This window comes from Rugamonas aquatica (assembly GCF_009380215.1).
Taxonomy (GTDB): Bacteria; Pseudomonadota; Gammaproteobacteria; order Burkholderiales; family Burkholderiaceae_D; genus Rugamonas; species Rugamonas aquatica_B.
Window position 1 is genome coordinate 379,003 of the sequence record NZ_WHUG01000004.1, and the last position, 17,735, is coordinate 396,737.

Annotated in this window: 16 protein-coding genes; 8 read left to right on the top strand and 8 right to left on the bottom strand. The window is 66.3% G+C overall.

Annotation, left to right across the window (positions count from 1 at the left end):
• Nucleotides 1-2 precede the first annotated feature (2 nt).
• Nucleotides 3-1,691: an FAD-dependent oxidoreductase gene (locus GEV02_RS13035; RefSeq protein ID WP_152838372.1), complete on the top strand. Its 1,689-nt coding sequence runs from the start codon at nt 3-5 to the stop codon at nt 1,689-1,691.
• 12 nt (nt 1,692-1,703) lie between these two features.
• On the opposite strand, the gene GEV02_RS13040 is transcribed toward GEV02_RS13035, so the two are convergent.
• From GEV02_RS13040 to GEV02_RS13060, 5 genes are all read right to left on the bottom strand, one after another.
• Entirely contained in the window at nt 1,704-2,768 is a 1,065-nt protein-coding gene (locus GEV02_RS13040) for a patatin-like phospholipase family protein (RefSeq protein WP_152838373.1), read from the bottom strand.
• A gap of 102 nt (nt 2,769-2,870) precedes the next feature.
• On the bottom strand, nt 2,871-3,983 hold the full coding sequence (locus tag GEV02_RS13045; protein WP_152838374.1) for an acyltransferase family protein: 1,113 nt from the start codon (nt 3,981-3,983) through the stop codon (nt 2,871-2,873).
• 17 nt (nt 3,984-4,000) lie between these two features.
• Nucleotides 4,001-6,142 (bottom strand): TonB-dependent receptor plug domain-containing protein, encoded by a 2,142-nt coding sequence (locus GEV02_RS13050; RefSeq protein WP_152838375.1) that lies wholly within the window; start codon nt 6,140-6,142, stop codon nt 4,001-4,003.
• 86 nt (nt 6,143-6,228) lie between these two features.
• Entirely contained in the window at nt 6,229-7,833 is a 1,605-nt protein-coding gene (locus GEV02_RS13055) for a M23/M56 family metallopeptidase (RefSeq protein ID WP_152838376.1), read from the bottom strand.
• Complete coding sequence (locus tag GEV02_RS13060) at nt 7,830-8,225, bottom strand: BlaI/MecI/CopY family transcriptional regulator (protein WP_152838377.1); 396 nt, start codon at nt 8,223-8,225, stop codon at nt 7,830-7,832. The genes GEV02_RS13055 and GEV02_RS13060 overlap by 4 nt, the downstream gene beginning before the upstream one ends.
• A 276-nt stretch (nt 8,226-8,501) precedes the next feature.
• Here GEV02_RS13060 and trhA point away from each other — a divergent pair, with 276 nt between their 5' ends.
• The 7 genes from trhA to GEV02_RS13090 all read left to right on the top strand — a co-directional run bounded on the left by trhA (nt 8,502) and on the right by GEV02_RS13090 (nt 13,349).
• The gene (trhA, locus tag GEV02_RS13065; RefSeq protein ID WP_152838378.1) at nt 8,502-9,119 is read left to right on the top strand and encodes a PAQR family membrane homeostasis protein TrhA; all 618 of its coding nucleotides are present in this window, start codon (nt 8,502-8,504) and stop codon (nt 9,117-9,119) included.
• A gap of 40 nt (nt 9,120-9,159) precedes the next feature.
• Nucleotides 9,160-10,041 (top strand): LysR family transcriptional regulator, encoded by an 882-nt coding sequence (locus GEV02_RS13070; protein ID WP_328595804.1) that lies wholly within the window; start codon nt 9,160-9,162, stop codon nt 10,039-10,041.
• 86 nt (nt 10,042-10,127) lie between these two features.
• Entirely contained in the window at nt 10,128-10,286 is a 159-nt protein-coding gene (locus GEV02_RS32870; RefSeq protein WP_008447446.1) for a hypothetical protein, read from the top strand.
• Nucleotides 10,287-10,437: 151 nt separating this feature from the next.
• On the top strand, nt 10,438-10,815 hold the full coding sequence (locus GEV02_RS13075) for a LiaF transmembrane domain-containing protein (protein WP_152838379.1): 378 nt from the start codon (nt 10,438-10,440) through the stop codon (nt 10,813-10,815).
• Entirely contained in the window at nt 10,812-11,519 is a 708-nt protein-coding gene (locus GEV02_RS13080; protein WP_152838380.1) for a LiaF transmembrane domain-containing protein, read from the top strand. The genes GEV02_RS13075 and GEV02_RS13080 overlap by 4 nt, the downstream gene beginning before the upstream one ends.
• A 2-nt stretch (nt 11,520-11,521) precedes the next feature.
• The gene (locus GEV02_RS13085; RefSeq protein WP_152838381.1) at nt 11,522-12,601 is read left to right on the top strand and encodes a sensor histidine kinase; all 1,080 of its coding nucleotides are present in this window, start codon (nt 11,522-11,524) and stop codon (nt 12,599-12,601) included.
• A 4-nt stretch (nt 12,602-12,605) separates the two neighbouring features.
• Nucleotides 12,606-13,349: a LytR/AlgR family response regulator transcription factor gene (locus tag GEV02_RS13090; RefSeq protein ID WP_152838382.1), complete on the top strand. Its 744-nt coding sequence runs from the start codon at nt 12,606-12,608 to the stop codon at nt 13,347-13,349.
• Here GEV02_RS13090 and GEV02_RS13095 read toward each other — a convergent pair.
• From GEV02_RS13095 to GEV02_RS13105, 3 genes are all read right to left on the bottom strand, one after another.
• Nucleotides 13,339-13,539: a hypothetical protein gene (locus tag GEV02_RS13095; protein WP_152838383.1), complete on the bottom strand. Its 201-nt coding sequence runs from the start codon at nt 13,537-13,539 to the stop codon at nt 13,339-13,341. The genes GEV02_RS13090 and GEV02_RS13095 overlap by 11 nt on opposite strands.
• A gap of 160 nt (nt 13,540-13,699) precedes the next feature.
• Nucleotides 13,700-16,054 carry an ATP-dependent DNA helicase gene (locus GEV02_RS13100; RefSeq protein ID WP_152838384.1) on the bottom strand — a complete coding sequence of 785 codons (2,355 nt, stop codon included), beginning with the start codon at nt 16,052-16,054 and terminating at the stop codon, nt 13,700-13,702.
• On the bottom strand, nt 16,042-17,682 hold the full coding sequence (locus GEV02_RS13105; RefSeq protein WP_152838385.1) for a VRR-NUC domain-containing protein: 1,641 nt from the start codon (nt 17,680-17,682) through the stop codon (nt 16,042-16,044). Before GEV02_RS13105 ends, GEV02_RS13100 begins: the two co-directional genes overlap by 13 nt.
• Nucleotides 17,683-17,735: the final 53 nt, after the last annotated feature.

A 17,735-nucleotide genomic window follows, 5' to 3' on the forward strand; every position in this document is an offset into this window, starting at 1 on the left:
GCATGGAAACAAGAACCGCGGGAGGCAAGGGCGCGCTCCCCGAAGCTGCATCGACCGACATCGGCAACCGCCGCCACCAGATCATGCCGACGCTGAGCGAAGCCGAGTTCGAGCTGCTCAGCCGCTACGGCGAACGCCGCCACTTCAAGGCCGGCGACATCCTGTTCCGCCAGGGCGACCGCCACATCTCCATGTACGTGAACCTGAGCGGCTCGATGGAGATCGAGCGCGCCTCGGCGCTGGGCACCGTCATCCTCGGCACCCACGGCCCCGGCATGTTCACCGGCGAGATCGGCACGCTGGCCGGCCGCGCGGCGGTGGCCACCGGGCGCGTCGTCACCGACAGCGAAATGATCGTCATCAGCGAAGAGTCCCTGCGCACGCTGGTGATCTCCGAAGCGGCGCTGAGCGAAACCATCATGCGCGCCCACATCCTGCGGCGCGTGGCCTACATGCAGGACCACACCGGTGGCGTGGTGGTGTTCGGCGCCCGCCATTCGCAGGCCACGCTGGTGCTGCGCCACTTCCTGACCCGCAACGGCCAGCCCACCGCCTACTTCGACACCGAACTGCACGACGAAACGGCGGCGCTGATGGAGCGCTTCGGCGTCACCACGGCCGATATTCCGGCCATCGTCACGCCGTCCGGCGAGGTGCTGCGCCAGCCGACGCTGCGCCAGGTGGCCGACAGCATCGGCCTGAGCTCGGACAATATCGACGGCCGCACCTTCGACCTGGTGGTGGTTGGCGCCGGCCCGGCCGGACTGGCGGCCGCCGTGTACGCGGCGTCCGAAGGCTTGAGCGTGGCGGTGCTGGATTCGAAGGCGCCGGGCGGCCAGGCCGGCTCCAGCTCCAAGATCGAAAACTATTTCGGCTTCCCGACCGGCGTGTCCGGTCAGGCGCTGGCGGGACGCGGGCTGTCGCAGGCGCGCAAGTTCGGCGCCGAGGTGGCGGTGCCGGTGCGCGTCAGCGCCGTCAACTGCGAAGGGCCGGATTTCGAAATCGCCATCGACAGCGGCGAGCGGCTGCGGGCGCGCTCCATCGTCGTCGCCACCGGCGCGCGCTACCGCAAGCCGGACTTGCCGGGGCTGGAGCGCTTCGAAGGCCGGGGCGTCTACTACAGCGCGTCCTTCATGGAAGCGACCTTCTGCGCCAACGAGGAAGTGGTGATCGTCGGCGGCGGCAATTCGGCCGGGCAGGCGGCGGTGTTCCTGGCCGCGCATGCCAAGCATGTGCATATCGTGGTGCGCGCCGACGGCCTGGCCGCCAGCATGTCGCGCTACCTGATCCAGCGCATCGAGGCGGCGCCCAACATCACGCTGCATACGCGCAAGCAGATCGTCGAACTGCAGGGTGAGGACAAGCTGGAACACATCAGCTGGCAGGCGGCCGGCGGCGAGGTGAGAACCGCGCCGGCGCGGCACCTGTTCCTGTTCCTCGGCGCGGAGCCGAACACCGCATGGCTGGGCGACTGCGTGGCGCTGGACGAGCAGCATTTCGTGCTGACCGGGCAGCAGGTTCCCGCGCAGGCGTGGCCGCTGGAGCGCAGCCCGCACTTCCTGGAAACCAGCCGTCCGCGCATCTTCGCCGTCGGCGATGTGCGCAGCGGTTCGGTCAAGCGGGTGGCGGCTGCGGTGGGCGAAGGCTCGGCGGCGGTGCAGTCGCTGCACCAGGTGCTGGCCAGCGACTAGCCTTCCGCCGCCTCAGACGCTGCGCAGCGGTTTGCTGTAGCGGGTGGCGCGGCGGATGGCCGGATGCTTGCCGGGTGCGTGGCCCAGCGCTTCCTGTGCGCGGTCGTAGCCATACTGCCACTGGTCGTTCATGTGCTGGACGAAGATGTCGTAGGTCGGCGGCATGGCCAGTTCGATGCGGTTGCGACGCCAGTCCAGCTTTTGCTGTAGCTGCTGCTTGGCCAGCACCACCGACACGTCCGACGAGTCGATGCGCAGATTGGCCAGGTGGGTATTGGCGTAGCGCAGGCGCGCATTGCCGTTGATGCCCAACACCGAGCGCCAGGCGGGAATCGCGAACACCTGGTCGAAGGCTTCCTTGAATTCCATGATGACTTCCGCACCGAGGCGGCGCGCGATCTCCACCGGGAACAGATCGAGCACGCCGCCGATATATTCCTGGCCGCGGTACTGCTGGCAGCGGAAGTAGATCATGTCGGCGATGGAGATGCGGGCGGCTTCGGTGAGCGGCACGCTGCCGTCGACCAGCAGTTCGCGGGCGACCGCGTGCTCGCCCCAGCGGGCGTCGCCCAGTGGTGACTGCATGCCGTCCAACAGGGCGGCCGCGTGCTCGCCGCAGAACACCGTCTCGGCGAACAGCTTGCGGCCCGCACGCGGCTGGCCGACTTCCGATGCGTCGAACAGCAGCTTGCCGCCGATGATGGCGACATCCACGTCCGGCGTGCCGGTGGCGGGCGGGAAGGGCAGTTGCGAGGGAATCTCGAACATGTAGTCGCCGAACAGATCGGGGATGACGGGCGCCCTGGCGGTCGACAGCTTGCGCCGCGCGGCGCGCAGCAGGCTGCCCGTCAGGTCCGCGTGCTGGGTCGATTTCAGGCTGCACCAGAACTGGTACATTTCGGGCGACGAGATCCAGGCGCGCTGCGCTTCCGGATCGGGCAGGTTGTGGATGATGGTGGCCGCAATCGCGCCGCCGCAGCTGGCCAGCAGCACGTCGGGCGCGCGCCCGGCCTGCCGCAGCGCGGCGTACATGCCGATATAGATGCCAAAGCGGAAACCGCCGCCGCCGAGGACCATGCAGCGTTTATACGGTTTATACGATTGTTGCCAAGGTTGAATTTGTGCTTGCGTCATAAACCGAACCATACCACAGCAGCCCTGGCGCCGATCGAATTTGGCTCATTGCGCGTAGCGCTCACCAGTTGATCTGCGCCGCAGCGCCGCGTTGGCCGGTTCGGAGACGTAGCGGGCGACGAGCGCCGCTACCAGCGCCGTCAGGCACAGGAACAGCAGCAGCCATGGCAGCCGGGCGGCGTAACCCAGGGTCTCCTTGGTCATCACGTTGCGCATCCCCGCCAGCACGATGATGTGGAACAGGTAAATCTCGTAGCTATGCCGGCCGAACCAGCGCAGCACCGACCTGTCCGGCGTGCCTTCCGTGGTGGACGATTGCGCCGAACTCCCCAGCAGGAACACGCCGCTCGCCAGCGCAACCAGCGTGAAGCCGAATACTTCATGCCCTTCGATGCCGCGCAAGTACAGCGCCGCCAGCGCGAGGCCGCCCGCGATCCGCAGCATCCGTCCCTGAAGCGCGTTCGGCGCGGCGCGCTGCGCCAGCATCGCCGTCAGGCAGCCGATGGCGATGGCGTCGAAGCAGGCCAGGTAGCCGTACATGAAGAAGATCTCGTTGTCGGTATGCTGGCTGCGGTATATCGGCCCGGCGACGATGGCGGCGCAGCACAGCAGCACGATCAGCCAATTGCGGCGCAACAGCAGGCATGACAGTGGCAGCAGCAGGTAGAACACTTCCTCCACCGACAGCGACCAGTACACGTTCAGGCAGTAGTTGAAGTAGCCGGCGGTTTGCATCAGCTGGTTGTGCCAGAACGTCAGCACCGAACCGGCGGCGATGAAGAAATAGCCGGCCGGCCGGTCCACATCGCCGTCCGAATTGGAGAAGAACGGCACGTCGAAGGTGCCCAGCACCACGATGATCGCCAACGCCAGCAGCAGGCAAGGCATGATGCGCGCGAAACGGTATAAATAGAATGTACCGATTTCGATCCGCGACAGATCGCCCCAGCGGCGCAGCGATGTGGACGTGATAAGGTAGCCGGAGACGGTGAAGAACATCGTCACGCCGAAGTTGCCCTGGAACGCGGCGCGCAGCAGCCAGGTTGGTAGCAGGTCGCCAAGCGGGCTGTTTTTCAGGCCGAAGGCCAGCGTGAAGTGCAGCACCAGCACGCACAGGATGGCGACGCCGCGCAGGCTGTCGATATGCTTGTTTCTCATTGGGTGACGGTCTCCGTTCAAAGTTGATGCTCCAGCAGGATGCGCAGCGTGGCGCTGGTCGGCGTCTGTGCAATGCGCTGGCGACTGCCGCTGGTGGCCGCGTATTCATGCGATTCGGTGGCGTCCTGGCGCAGCAGGTTGCTGGCCGAGATGCGCAGCTGCGTCTTGCCGTCCATCTTCCACAGCGCGTACAGATCCAGTTCGCGTTTCGGGCTGGTGGCCATCCGCACCAGCGGCGACTGCCGCACCGGGCCGCCGGCCTGGTAGTTCAGGTTTCCACCGAAGGTCAGCGCGGCGCCGGGCAGGCGGTAGTCCGCGCCCAGATTGGCCGTGAACGGCACCTGTTCTTCCAGGCGATTGTCCGGTCCCGGCACGCTCTCCACCCGCGACCAGTTGCGCGCCATGTTGGCGCGCAGGTCCAGCCTTGGCGACAGCGGCAGCTTGGCTTCCAGCTCGATGCCTCGCACGCTGGCGTTGCCATTGTTGAAGGGCGCTTCGACCCACTCGCCATCCTGCTGGAACAGGCGGGTCACGGTGACGTCACGGATGCGCCGCACATAGGTGCTGGCGCTGAGCAGCGCACCTTCGCCGAGATAGTGTTCGTAGGCCGCATCCATGCCCCAGGCCAGTTCCGGCCGCAGGTTGGGATTGCCCTGTTCATCGGGATTGGTTTCGTTATTGTTGTTGTCGTTGGTGTAGCGGCGCGGCAGCAGCTTGACCAGCGGTGGCGCCTTGTAGGTACGGCTGATGGCGAGCCGCAGCAGATCCTTGTTCGGCAACTCATAGCGCGATTGCAGTGAAGGGCTCCACACCTGCGAGCGCAGGTCCAGCGCGTCCGGCGCGTTGGCGGCTTCCGCGCGGCTGGCGGTGGTCAGGCGTTCGTGGCGCAGGCCCAGGTACAGCGAATAGCGCGGCGTGACCTGCCATTCGTCCTGCGCGAACAAGGCCACGCGGTTGACGTTGGCGCGGTAGTCGGCGTTGCTGCCGCCGGTCGGCGCGCCGTTGGCGTCGAATAGGGTTTCGTTGCGGTCTTCGCTGCGGACGGCGTGGCTGGCATCCCAGCCCAGCGCGATCGCATGGCGCTCGCCGACCGGATGGCGATAGGTGCCGCTGACCGTGACGGTGGTTTCCGACGGCCCGGAGTCGACGTGGTGGCGGCCCGCAGGTTTGCCGTCGCTGTCCATGCCGTTGAAGTCGAAGGTGCCGCTGCGGCGGTTGCTGCTTGCGCCCAGTTTGGTCTCCAGTTTGGCGCCGCTCTCCAGCAGGTGGGTCCAATTCAGGTCGCTGCGCAGCATGGCGAAATTGGCGACGAAGTTGGAGATGCTGCGCGGGTATTCGCTGTGCGGGCCGATGAGCGCCGTCTCGTTCTCTCCGTGGACGTTGTCGACGCGGCGCAGATTGGCGAAGCCGGTCCAGCTCAGCGTGTCGCCGCCGGCCAGCGTCCAGTTCAGGCGCGGCGCGAGGGTGAGGGCGTCGGTGTGGCCGGATTCGGTCTTCTGCATGCGGCGCTGTTCGAGGATGGCGCCGGCGGCGTCGCGGCGTTCTTCCATGTCCGTGGATGGCGCTTCGCTGCGCTTGTGGGTGAGCGTCGCGGCCAGGCTGTAGGCCAGGCGGCCATCCTGGTCCGACAGCGTCGCCGACAGCGCAGGCGTATCGACGCCCGCTTGCCGCGCAACGCTGGCGCTCAGCGCGCGCTGGCCGCGCTTGATGGTCTTCTTCAGGATGATGTTGATCGCGCCGGCGATCGCCTGGTTGCTGAATTCCGCCGTGGCGCTGCGCATGATTTCGATGCGCTCTATCGTCTCGGGTTCGATGGTGTCGAGCGAGAAGCCCGCCGCTAAGGGTTCGCCGTTCAGCATGATCTGCGTGTAGCCGTTGCCCAGGCCGCGCATGCTGATCGCGCCGCCGCGCCCTGGCACGCCGGTGATGCTGATGCCGGGCAGGCGTTTGAGCACGTCGGCCAGCGTCTGGTCGCCCTGGCGCATGATCTCGTCGTGGTTGACGACGATGCTGGTGGTGGTCTCGCGCTGGCGCTGGTCGGCGCGCTGGCCGGTCACTTTGACTTGCGGCGGTTCGGCCGTTTCGCCATCGGCTGCGTGGACTGCGTGGGCGCCGACGGCGAGCAGCAGCAGGCTGCCGGTGATGTAGTGTCGCTGCATATGCTTCCTTATCTTCAAAAACGCGGGCAATAGTTCCTCTTGCCGCAGCGGGTGGGCTGCGGTTTGGAGGCTGTGATGGGGTAGGGTTAGTAGCCTAGCTGCTGCTGGCGTAGACGCAGGGCGCGCTTGGTGGTGTGGGCGTCCAGATTGGCCAGTTTTGTGGCCGGGTTCAGGAGTTCCTCGCCCTGCCGCACTTCGAAATGCAGGTGCGGGCCGGTGGCGAAGCCGGTTTCGCCGACGGTGCCGATCTGCTGTCCGGCTTCCACTTTGGCGCCGGGCTTGACGTTCGTCGTGGTCAGGTGGGCGTACAGGGTGCGCTGCGCGCCGTGCTGCAGGACGACGGTTTTTCCGTAGCGGCCGGCGTTTTCGGTCAGTTCGCCTGCGCTGACGACGGTGCCTGCGGCGACCGCGTGGACCGGCGTGCCGCTCGGCGCTGCGATGTCGATGCCTTTGTGCGGCGTCACCAGCACGGTGCGGCGCACGCCGAACAGGCCGGTCACGCGCATCTTGTCCAGCGGGTCGCGCCAGGCGGCGGCATTTTCCGCCAGCGTAGCGGCTGGGGTCTCAGACGTGGCGGCTGGCGCGCGGGCGGACGGCTGCGGGGCGTCGGGCTGCTGGTCCACGCTGAATGCAAGCGCTGGTTGCAGCATGGCGCCGCCCGCCAGCACGACAGCCATCAGCACGGCGACGCCCCAGGCGACGGCGCTGCTGAGCACAGGCAGCGCGGCCTGCTGCATCTGGCGGATGCGGGCGGCGGCGCTGGCGCCGTTGATGCCGCCGAAGGCCACGCCGCCGGCCGGCATGGCCGCCGTCTGCGCCTTCCATTGCTGCAGCAGGGCGGCCGCATACTGCTTGCGCTGCTGCTGCGGACGGCCCGCCAGCACGCGCTGATCGCAGATCAGCTCCAGCGCCCATTCCATTTTTGCATTCATCCAGCGCAGCGCGGGATTGAACCAGAAGACCGTTTGCAGCACGGCCGACACGCCCATGCACAGCGGATCGCGTGCGCGCCAGTGGTGCAGTTCATGGGCGACGATCATGTGCTGTTGCTCTGCGCCGAAGCTGCGCAGATGGCGCGGCAGCAGCAGCACCGGGCGCCGCGCGCCGATCAGCATCGGTGAAATGGCGGCGTCGGTTTCCATCACGGCCAGGCGGCGGCGGGCGATGGCCGTCAGTTGCGCGCCGCTGAAGGCGCCGTGCTCCTGCAAGTCCTGCGGCGACAGTCGCTGCGAGGCGGCCAGCAAACCGCGCCATGCGTGGCGGGCGCGCAACTGGCGTGCCAGCGTCCATGCCAGGCCGGCGGCGTACACCAGCGTCCATAGTGCGGGCAGCACCAGCGTGAAAGGCGGCAGGTCGCCATCGCCGGCGGCATCCGACTCCGCCGCGTCGGCGCGGGCTTGCGGGGCGTCCGTCGCCGCCGGCGAAGGACGCGCGTCGCGGATGGCCGACGCTTCGGCCGCGTTCAGCGTCACCGTCGGCGTCAGGCTGTGTTGCGCGCTGTGCGGCAGCAATGCCAGCAGCGCGGCGCCGGCCGTTACGCCTTGCGCCGCCAGCCACACGGCGCGGCGCGGCAGCAGGGCGGGCCAGTAACGCAGCGCGGCCGCCAGCAGCGCCCACACCAGCATCCCGGCCAGCACGCAGCTGACGCTGGCCAGCATCCATTTGAACAGCGCCACGTAGGCCAGCATCATGGCTTGCCGGCCTCGTCGGACGGCCAGTCCTGCAGCATCTGCTCCAGCTGGGCCAGCTCGTCGCTGTCGACCAGTTTGCTGCCGGTGAACATGGTGACGGGCAGCGGCGCCGCCATCTCCATCACGCGGGTGCCGAAATCGCGGGCGAAGGCCGCCAGCGTGCCGACCTTTTCCAGCCGCGCGACGTAGACGTTGACGCCGTGCGCCGCCTGTTGGGCCAGCATCTGCTTGTCCAGCATGCGCTCCAGCGTCTTGCGGGTGGAGGAGAACGACCAGCCCAGCTCTTCGGCGACGGCGTCGTGCAACTCGCGGGCGCTCAGCGGCTGCTGTTTCCACAGCGCTTTCAACAGCGTCAGCTCGCTGACGGATGGGATGGGGATAGGGGTGGACATGGGCTAACCTCTCTGCGACGAATGGGGTGATTATGCGACACGTGTCGCATGCTGGTCAACAGTTGTCTAAAAATTTGTAACATTGCTTTGCATAAATTCTCTATATGTTACGATTAAGTTTTTGCTAATTGCCAATTGTGTACGGTCGTGCGGGATAAGCCGCAAGGTACCGCCGAGTGGGTCGTGGCTTGAAACCCGCAGCACCGTTATGAAATGCGCTATACAATGCCTGAGGCCGCAGCTTTCCGCCGCTGCCTCACAGTATTGGAAACACATATGTATTACGGAGAGCGCTTCAACAGCATCACTCACACCGTGGGCGCCGCGCTCGCGGCTATCGGCGGCACACTGCTGATTGTCCTGGCTGCGCGTACCGGCGACGCCTGGAAAGTGGTGAGCTTCAGCATCTACGCCGCAACCCTGCTGGGGCTGTACCTGACGTCGACGCTGTACCACAGCCTGCGCGGCCGCGCCAAAGACGTGCTGCGCCAGATGGATTACTGCGCCATCTACCTGCTGATTGCCGGCAGCTACACGCCGTTCACGCTGGTCAGCCTGCGTGGACCGTGGGGCTGGTCGCTGTTCGGCGTGGTATGGGGACTGGCACTGATCGGCATTTTGCAGGAAATCTGGTTTGCCAAGGGCGCGCGCGTCCTGTCGCTGCTCATTTACGTGGCGATGGGGTGGGTGGGCGTGATCGGCGCCAGCCCGCTGATCGATGCGCTGGGCTGGGGCGGGTTCGCCTGGCTGGCGGCCGGTGGCCTGGTGTACACGGTGGGCATCGCCTTCTTCGTCACCGACCACAAGTGGAGCTACGGCCACGGCGTCTGGCACTTGTTCGTGCTGGGCGGCAGCGCCTGCCATTTTGGCGCGGTCTGGCTGTATGTAGCGTGAAGCACCTGTACAACTGTAGGATTTCGAGAGTAGAGCACCAGTGGATATTAATTCCGACGACCTGAAAACCTTTATCACCGTGATCGACAGCGGCACCCTGAGTGCCGCCTCGGTCCACCTCGGCCAGACCACGTCCGGCGTCAGCCGCGCCTTGTCGCGGCTGGAGGACAAGCTGGCGACCTCGCTGCTGACGCGCACCACGCGCCGCATGGAGCTGACCGAAGAAGGCCATTTGTTCCTGGAGCGCGCGCGCGCCATCCTCGGCGCCATGGAAGAGGCCGAGGAAACCATCCGCATCCGCCGCCAGAAGCCGGCCGGCCGCCTGTGCGTGGACGCGGCTTCGCCGTTCATGCTCCATTGCGTGGTGCCGCACATGGCCGAGTTCCGCGCCATGTACCCGGAGATCAAGCTGGAATTGAGCAGCAACGACCAGATCACCGACCTGATCGAACACCGCACCGACATCGCCATCCGCATCGGCACGCTGACCGATTCGACGCTGCATGCGCGCGCGCTGACATCGAGCCCGCTGCACGTGCTGGCCAGCCCGGACTACCTGCGCCGCCATGGCACGCCGGACACGCCGGAAGACCTGGCGCGCCATTCGCTGATCGGCTTTGCGCAGTACGAGCAGGGCAACAACTGGCCGCTGCGCCACGCGGCCGGCAACAGCCTGCCGATCACGCCGTCGATCGCCGCCTCCAGCGGCGAGACGCTGCGCCAGCTGGCGTTGACGGGGCAGGGCATCGTCTGCCTGGCGGACTTCATGACCCGCGCCGACATCGAGGCCGGCCGCCTGGTCAAGATCCTGGAAGACAGCAACACCGGCTTCAGCCAGCAGATTCACGCGGTCTACTACCGCAACACGCTGCTGGCTCAGCGCATCAGCTGCTTCCTGGAGTTTTTGCAGAAAAAACTCTGAGCGGTTGACGGTGCGGTTCCGTACAGAGGTCTCCCGGGGGCGGGTCTACACTGGTTTCACGTTATCGCCGCCTCTGGGAGCCTATCATGTCGCAGACTACACACCCATCCAAACACCTGGTCCGTGCCTACCTGGAGCGGCGTTCGCATGAAGTCAAACCGCCGCCTACGCCGGAAGAAATCCGCCGCCAGCTGGGCTGGGGCATGCTGATGTTCGAGCAAAAGCTCGGCAACGGCCGTTCCTGATCCCTGCTTTGCCCCCGCCGGCACGCCATTCGCCGCCGGCGCGCGGGATTTTTCGCCGTTCACCGGCCCGTTTCCGCCGTTCGCCGAATAGCGGTTTCGCCGCCCGCAGTTCCCCGGTATCGTTACATCCATACCAACACGGGGGACTAACATGAGTATCCACACTGCTTACCGCTGGCGCCAACAAATGGTCTGGGGCATGGCGCTGATCGCAGCCGGCTGCGTGCTGCTGCTGGACCGCGCCGACATCATCGACATCGACTTCAACATCATGAGCTTCTGGCGCTGGTGGCCATGGCTGCTGGTCATCAGCGGCCTGACCAAGATCATCCCGCCGACCACGCCGCGCTACTTCCTCAGCGGCTGCTGGGAGATCTTCTTCGCCGGCTGGTGGTACGTGTCCTTCAACCATGTCTGGGGCATGGACTTCGGCCAGACCTGGCCGGCACTGGTGGTGGCCAGCGGGATCGGCATGCTGCTGCGCCCTTTGCTGGATAATGCCTTCCCTTCGATCAAGGAGCCGAAATGAGTACCAACCGTCAAAAAAGTCCGGCGTCGCAGCTCGTCGTCGGCCTGTTCGTGGTCGCCGTGGGCATGGTCTTCCTGCTCGCCAATCTTGGCTGGCTGGACCTGGATTTCACGCTGCACCTGTGGCCAACCGCGCTGATCTTCTTCGGCATCATGAAGCTGGTGCAGACCCGCACCACTTCCGGCGTGGTGGTGGGCGGTGCGCTGATACTGGTTGGCGCGATGATCCTGCTGAAGGAGACGGGCTTCATTTCCATCAGCTGGCGCTCGCTGTGGCCCTTGCTGCTGATCGCCGCCGGCCTGTCGGTGGTGTTCAAGTCGAGCACCGGCCGCTCCTTCCTGGAGTCGAGCTCCGACTCGCTGGAAAAAACCAGTGGCGACGCCGTGGTCGACATCACCGCCGTCATGGGCGGCTTCAAGCGCCGCCTGACCACGCCGGACTTCCGCGGCGGCGAGATCACCGCCGTCATGGGCGGCTGCGACCTGGATCTGCGCCAAAGCTCGATCAACGGCGAGGCGGTGCTGAATGTGTTCACGATGTTCGGCGGGATCACCATCAAGGTGCCGGTCGACTGGACCGTGGTCCTGCAAGGCACGCCGATCATGGGCGGCTTCGAAGAGAAGACCGTGCCGCCCGCCACTGCGGATAAACGCCTGATCGTGCGCGGTTACGCCATCATGGGCGGCCTGGAAGTGCGCAACTGAGCATGCAGGAGATTTCTTCCAGCCGGCGCGGCACCGCCATCTACCTGTTGGTGTGGTTGTTCCTCGGGATCGCGCTGGGCGGCGTGATCTCGCTGGCCAATGACGCGCCGCTGGCCAACGCCATGCTGTTCGCGATTCCGATGAATCTGTTGTACGCCTACGCGGCGGGTTACTCGGCCTACTACCTGTGCCGCGCCTATCCGCTCGGCAGCGGCAGGACCGCCGCCACCGCGCTGGTGCTGACGGTGGCGGCGGTGGTATCGGGCTTTCTGTGGCTGGTGCTGGGGCGCTCCTGGAACGGCGCCTGCCTGATGCTGGACGTGGCATGGGCCGGCATCGCATTCAACGCCCAGCTGTCGGCGCTGATCGTCGGCCTGGGCATCCTGCTGTACGGCTTCGCGGCGGCGGTGCACTACCTGGTGATCGAATTCGTCCGCGCCAAGGGCGCCGAGCAGCGCGAACTGGAATCGCTGCTGATGGCGCAGGAGGCCGAGCTGCGCATGCTGCGCACGCAGATCGATCCGCACTTCCTGTTCAACAGCCTCAACTCGATCAGCGCGCTGACCTCGCAAGACCCCAAGGCCGCGCGCCGCATGACGCTGGAACTGGCCAGCTTCTTCCGCCAGAGCCTGGGCATGGAGGCGCACAAGATGGTGACGCTGGACGAGGAGCTGCGTTTGATACGCCACTTCCTGGCGATCGAACAGGTGCGCTTCGGCGCGCGGCTGCTGGTGGAAGAGCAGGTCGACCAGCAGGCCGTCGCCTGCCTGGTGCCGCCGATGATTATCCAGCCGCTGGTGGAGAACGCCGTCAAGCACGGCATCTGCAATATGCCGGAGGGCGGCACGATACGGCTGACGGCGCGCCGGGACGGTTCCATCCTGCATATCCGCGTCGACAATCCGGTCGACCCGGACATGGCGTCGGCCCGCAGCGACGGCCACGGCATCGGCCTGACCAATGTGCGCCAGCGTCTGGCCGGCGTCTACAAACACGAAGCCAGCATCCACTGGGGACGTATCGACAACAGCTTTGGCGTGGACATCGCGATGCCCGCGCAAACAGGCGACGAGGGAGAGTAAAGCAATGCGTATCATTATCGTGGACGATGAGATGCTGGCGCGCGGCGTGGTGCGCGAATACCTGGCCGAACATCCGGACGTGGAAGTGGTGGCCGAATGCGCCAACGGTTTCGAGGCGGTCAAGGCCATCACCGAACTGGCGCCCGACCTGGTGTTCCTGGACATACAGATGCCCAAGCTGGACGGCTTCGAGGTGGCCGAACTGGCGGGCGCCAAGACCCGCTACATCTTCGCCACCGCCTTCGACCAGTACGCGATCAAGGCGTTCGAATTCCACGCGCTCGATTACCTGCTCAAGCCGTTCAGCCAGCAGCGCTTCGACCAGGCGCTGGCGCACGCGCGCGTCAACATGGGCAAGGGCGACGGCGATGGCGGCGCGGCGGTGCAGAGCATGGTGCGCGAGGCGGCCGGCCGCAACAAGCCGCTGGGCCGCGTGCTGATACGCGACGGCGCCAAGGTCCATGTCATCAACAGCGACAAGATCGAGGTCATCGAAGCGCAGGACGATTATGTGCAGATCCGCTCGGAGGGCAAGTCCTACCTGAAGAACCAGCGCATGGCGGAGCTGGAGGAACAGCTCGACCCGGGGCAGTTCCTGCGCATCCACCGCTCGTGGATCGTCAACATCGCCTGCGTCGACCGCATCGAGCAGGCCACCAAGGACAGCTACGTCGCCATCCTCAAGGACGGCGCCAGGGTGCCGGTCAGCCGCAGCGGCTACCAGAAGATACGCGCGGTCATTCAGTAAGCTGTTGCGGCGCGGCTTGCAGGTCGGAGGCGCGCCGCTGGGCGGCGCCGGACAGCACGCGCAGGATGGTGGCGTTGGAAATGTTGTAAGCGCTCAGATAGGCCCATGCGAGGGTTGCGCCCATGGTGGCGTCGATGATGACGGCCTGCTGTATCGCCCTGGAAAGCAGCGTGTTTTCCCTGTGTCTCATGTGTAGCATTCCTGAAAACTGAAGGCTCACGGAGTCGGGGTGAGTCGGCCAACACCAGTGGTGCTGCGCGGATGCGGGGCGCGGTAGTCCGGTCAAGCCAATATATCAGACCTGCCGCCGGTGGTCGATTGCATATCGCTATCGTTCCAGCGGCGGCGATTCACTGCGCCGGTGCGCGGTCCGTTGCCGCCACCTCGATGCGCCACCAGGCCGGCATCAGCTGTTGTATTTCCGGGCGGCCGAAGCGGTCGTCGATCAGGTAGACGGTGCCGCGGTCCGATTGCGTGCGGATCACGCGGCCGGCCGCCTGTACCACTTTCTGCATGCCGGGGAAGGTGTAGGTGTAGTCGTAGCCGGCGCCGAAGATGGCGTCCATGCGCTGGCGGATCTGCTCGTTGACGGGATTGATCTGCGGCAGGCCCAGCGTGGCGACGAAGGCGCCGATCAGGCGCGCGCCCGGCAGGTCGACGCCTTCGCCGAAGGAGCCGCCCAGCACGGCGAAGCCTATGCCTTCGCTGTCGAGCGTGTAGCGGGCCAGGAACTGCGCGCGCTCCGCCTCGTCCATGCGGCGCGACTGGCGCCACACCGGCACGTCCGGGTAGCGTTCGGCGAACTGATTGGCGGCTTTTTCCATGTAGTCGAAGCTGCTGAAGAAGGCCAGGTAGTTGCCCGGCTGGCGGCGGTATTGTTCGCCCATCAGCTCGGCGATCGGCCGCAGCGATTGCTGGCGGTGTTGGTAGCGCGTGGAAATGTGCGCGGCCACCTGCACCGACAACTGCTCCGCCACGAAGGGCGATTCGACATCGACCCAGGCCGTGCTGTCCGGCATGCCGAGCATGTCGCCGAAGTAGTTCCACGGGCTGAGCGTGGCCGAGAACAGCGCCGTGCTGTGGCTGCTCTCGAAGCGCGGCTTGAGGAAGGGCGCGGGCACGATGTTGCGGATGCACAGCACGGAGTTGGAGTGGCTGGCGCGCGCGCCTTCGGATTTCTCGATGTCGAACAGCGCGTGGTCGCCGAAGCTCTCGGCCAGCCGCGTGAACAGCAGCGCGTTGAAATAGAACGCCTGCAAATCCGCGTCGACGTAGGCCGGATGCTCGGCCATGTAGTCGGCGATGGCGGTGGCCGCCGTCTGCAGCGCGCCCATGAATTTTTCCGGCAGCGCGGCATACGACTGGTACTCGGCTGCCTGGTCTTTCTCCAGCTGGTTCCACTGGCGGTGCACGCGGTCCAGCGGCTTCTTCAGCTGTTCCGGCGCCAGCTTGCGCAGCAGGCGCAGCGCGGCGTGTTCCATGTCGGCCGAATACATCTTGCGGGCGCGCGAGACCATGTTGTGCGCTTCGTCCACCAGCACGTTGACCTTCCAGTCGTTCAACAGCGTCAGGCTGTGCAGCATGGCGCTGAGGTCGAAGTAGTAGTTGTAGTCGCCGATGACGATGTCGCACCAGCGCGCCATTTCGCTGCTCAGGTAGTAGGGGCAGACTTCGTGCGCCAGCGCGATGGCGCGCAGCGTTTCGCGGTCCAGCGCGAGGAAGGCGCCGCCCGGCGCCGGCGGCGCCATGATGTCGAGCGCGGCCTGGCGGGCGGCGGGCAGGCGGTCGTAGAAGCCGCGCGCCAGCGGGCAGGAGTCGCCGTGGCAAGCCTTGTCCGGGTTGACGCAGGCGGTGCTCTTGGACGCCATCTCCAGCGTGCGCAAGGGCAGCAGCGGCGCGCCGGTGCGGATCACGTCGACCGCGTCCAGCGCCATCTGCCGGCCGGAGGTTTTCGCGGCCAGGAAGAACAGCTTGTCGACGCCATGCTCGGCGCTGGCCTTGAGCATGGGGAACAGGCTGCCGACGGTCTTGCCGATGCCGGTCGGCGCTTGCGCCAGCAGGCACACGCCGCGATTGCTGGCCTTGTACATCGCTTCCGCCAGCTGGCGCTGGCCGGGGCGGAAGTCGGCGTGCGGGAAGCGCATCGTCTTCAGCTGCGCGTCGCGTTCGGTGCGGTGCGCCAGCTCCTGCCGCGCCCATTGCAGGAACAGCTCGCATTGCTGTTCGAAATACGCTTGCAGGCCGGCCGCCGTGTGTTCTTCCTGCAGCACGGTTTCCTTCTGGCTGCCGATGTCGAAGTAGACCAGCGCCAGAGTGAGCCGCTCCAGTCCCTCGCTGTGGCACAGCAGGTGGCCGTAGACCTTGAGCTGCGCCCAGTGCAGCTGGCGCTGGTTGTCCGGCATCTTCTTCAGGTCGCCGCGATAGGTCTTGATTTCTTCGAGCCGGCGCGCGCGCGGGGCGTAGCCGTCGGCGCGGCCGCGCACATGCAGCGGACCGTAGTCGCCGGATAGCGCGAGCTCGGCCTGGTAATCGTCGTCGCGGCGCGCGGTCACGGTGGCGTGGCCGGCGATGCCTTCCTGCGCCGTCGGCGACGGCGTGAAGCGCAGGTCGAGGTCGCCCGTCTTGGCGGTGAACTCGCACAGCGCGCGCACGGCGATGGTGTAGCGGGGCGGGGCCGCCTGCTCGCCCACGCTCATGCCGCCCATTGCAGGTAGCAGACCGAGACCGGCATGTCGTGCGCGGCGCAGTAGGCGATCCAGCGCAGCTGGTTGTCCTGCAGGCGGTCGCCGGGGCCTTTCACTTCGATCATGTTGTAGCGGCGCTCGGCCGGCCAGAACTGGATCAGGTCGGGGAAGCCGCTGCGGTTGGCCTTGATGTCGGCCAGGATGCGCTCGAACGCGCGCTTCAGGTGCAGCGCCGGGATGCAGTCCAGCGCCAGGTCGAGCAGCGTAGCGTCCAGCGTTTCCCAGTACACGAAGGGCGACTGGATGCCGGCCTTGGCGGCGTAGTTGGCGTGTATCGTGGCGCGATACTGGCCGTTGTCGAGCTGGGCCAGCGCGGCGTCGAACTGCTGGGCGCGGCGGCGCTGGAAATCGGCGCTGTGCAGGTCGGCCGGGCCGCGATGGTAGGGGTGGAAGAAGGCGCCCGGGATGGGGCTGAACACGGCGTCCCAGCACAGCAGGCCGAACAGCGAATTGATCAGCGCGTTCTCGACGTAGTAGACGGGGGCGTCGTCGCGCGTCAGGTGGTCGCGCACGACGAACTCGACGTAGTCGGGCTGCTCCGGCGGCGGCAGGCTGAGGTCGATGCGCAGCGCTTGCGCGGGCGTGCTGGCCTGCGGCTTGGCGTGGCCGAGCTTGCGCGCCAGGCGCGGTTGCATGCGCAGCAGTTGCTGGCGCTCGGCCTCGCTTTCCGGCGCCAGCAGCGCGGCTTGCAGCAGCTCGAAGGCGGCGCGCGGCTGCTCGTCTTTTTCCAGCACGCGCACGGCGCGGGCGCGGGCGCCGGGGTAGTTGCAGCCGGCGTACAGCGCGTGCGCGGCTTGCCAGTCGGATTGCTTTTCAAGGTGCTGGGCGATCTGGAAGGTCAGCTTGTCGCGCCGGCTGCGCAGCCATTCGTTGTCTTCGGGGCAGGGCGGCAGGTCGCGGATCACCTCGTCCGCCGGCTCGCCTTCGATGAAGCGCTCGTGGCAGCGGTGCAGGGCGAGGAAGTCGTCGATGTCGCGGCGGCTGCGGAAGCCGCGCGCGGCCGGCGAGAAATCGACCTTTTCGTACTGGTAGATGCCGAGGTCGGACAGCACGAACTCGGTCCAGTCCTGGTGGTAGTTGCCGAAGAAGATCAGGCGCAGGCGGTCGCACAGTTCCTGCGTCAGGTTGCGGTAGCAGTGGTCGCCGGCGCCTTCGTACCAGGCGGAGAAGCGGTGCTGGCCGTCGTACTGGGCGCGCAGCGCTTCGAGCTGATCGGCCTTGCGCAGCTGGCGCTGGTGCGCGGGCAGCTGGAAGATCTTGCCGATCTCCGGTTTTTGCAGCAGGTCGAACAGTTGTTCCAGGTCGAGCGCGGGATCTTCCTCGATCAGGCCGAGGGCGGCCAGCGGGCGGGCGGCTTCGTGGGTGCTGCCGATTTCGGCGTACACCAGTTTGCTGGCGCGGAACACGGTGCCCTTGCGCATCACCATGCGCACGAACAGCGCGCGCGAGGCTTGCGGCAGCGCGGGGAAGACGGTGATCAGGGCGCGTTCGTCGGCGGTCAGCAGGTCTTCGTAGCGGCCGCCGATCCAGGTCAGTACCTGCTGGAAGTTCTCCAGGTAGTAAAAGGGATTTTCCAGGACTTTGTTCATTGCCGGCGCGAGCTGTTACGATAACTGTGTTTATGTACAGTGTACCGTATTTG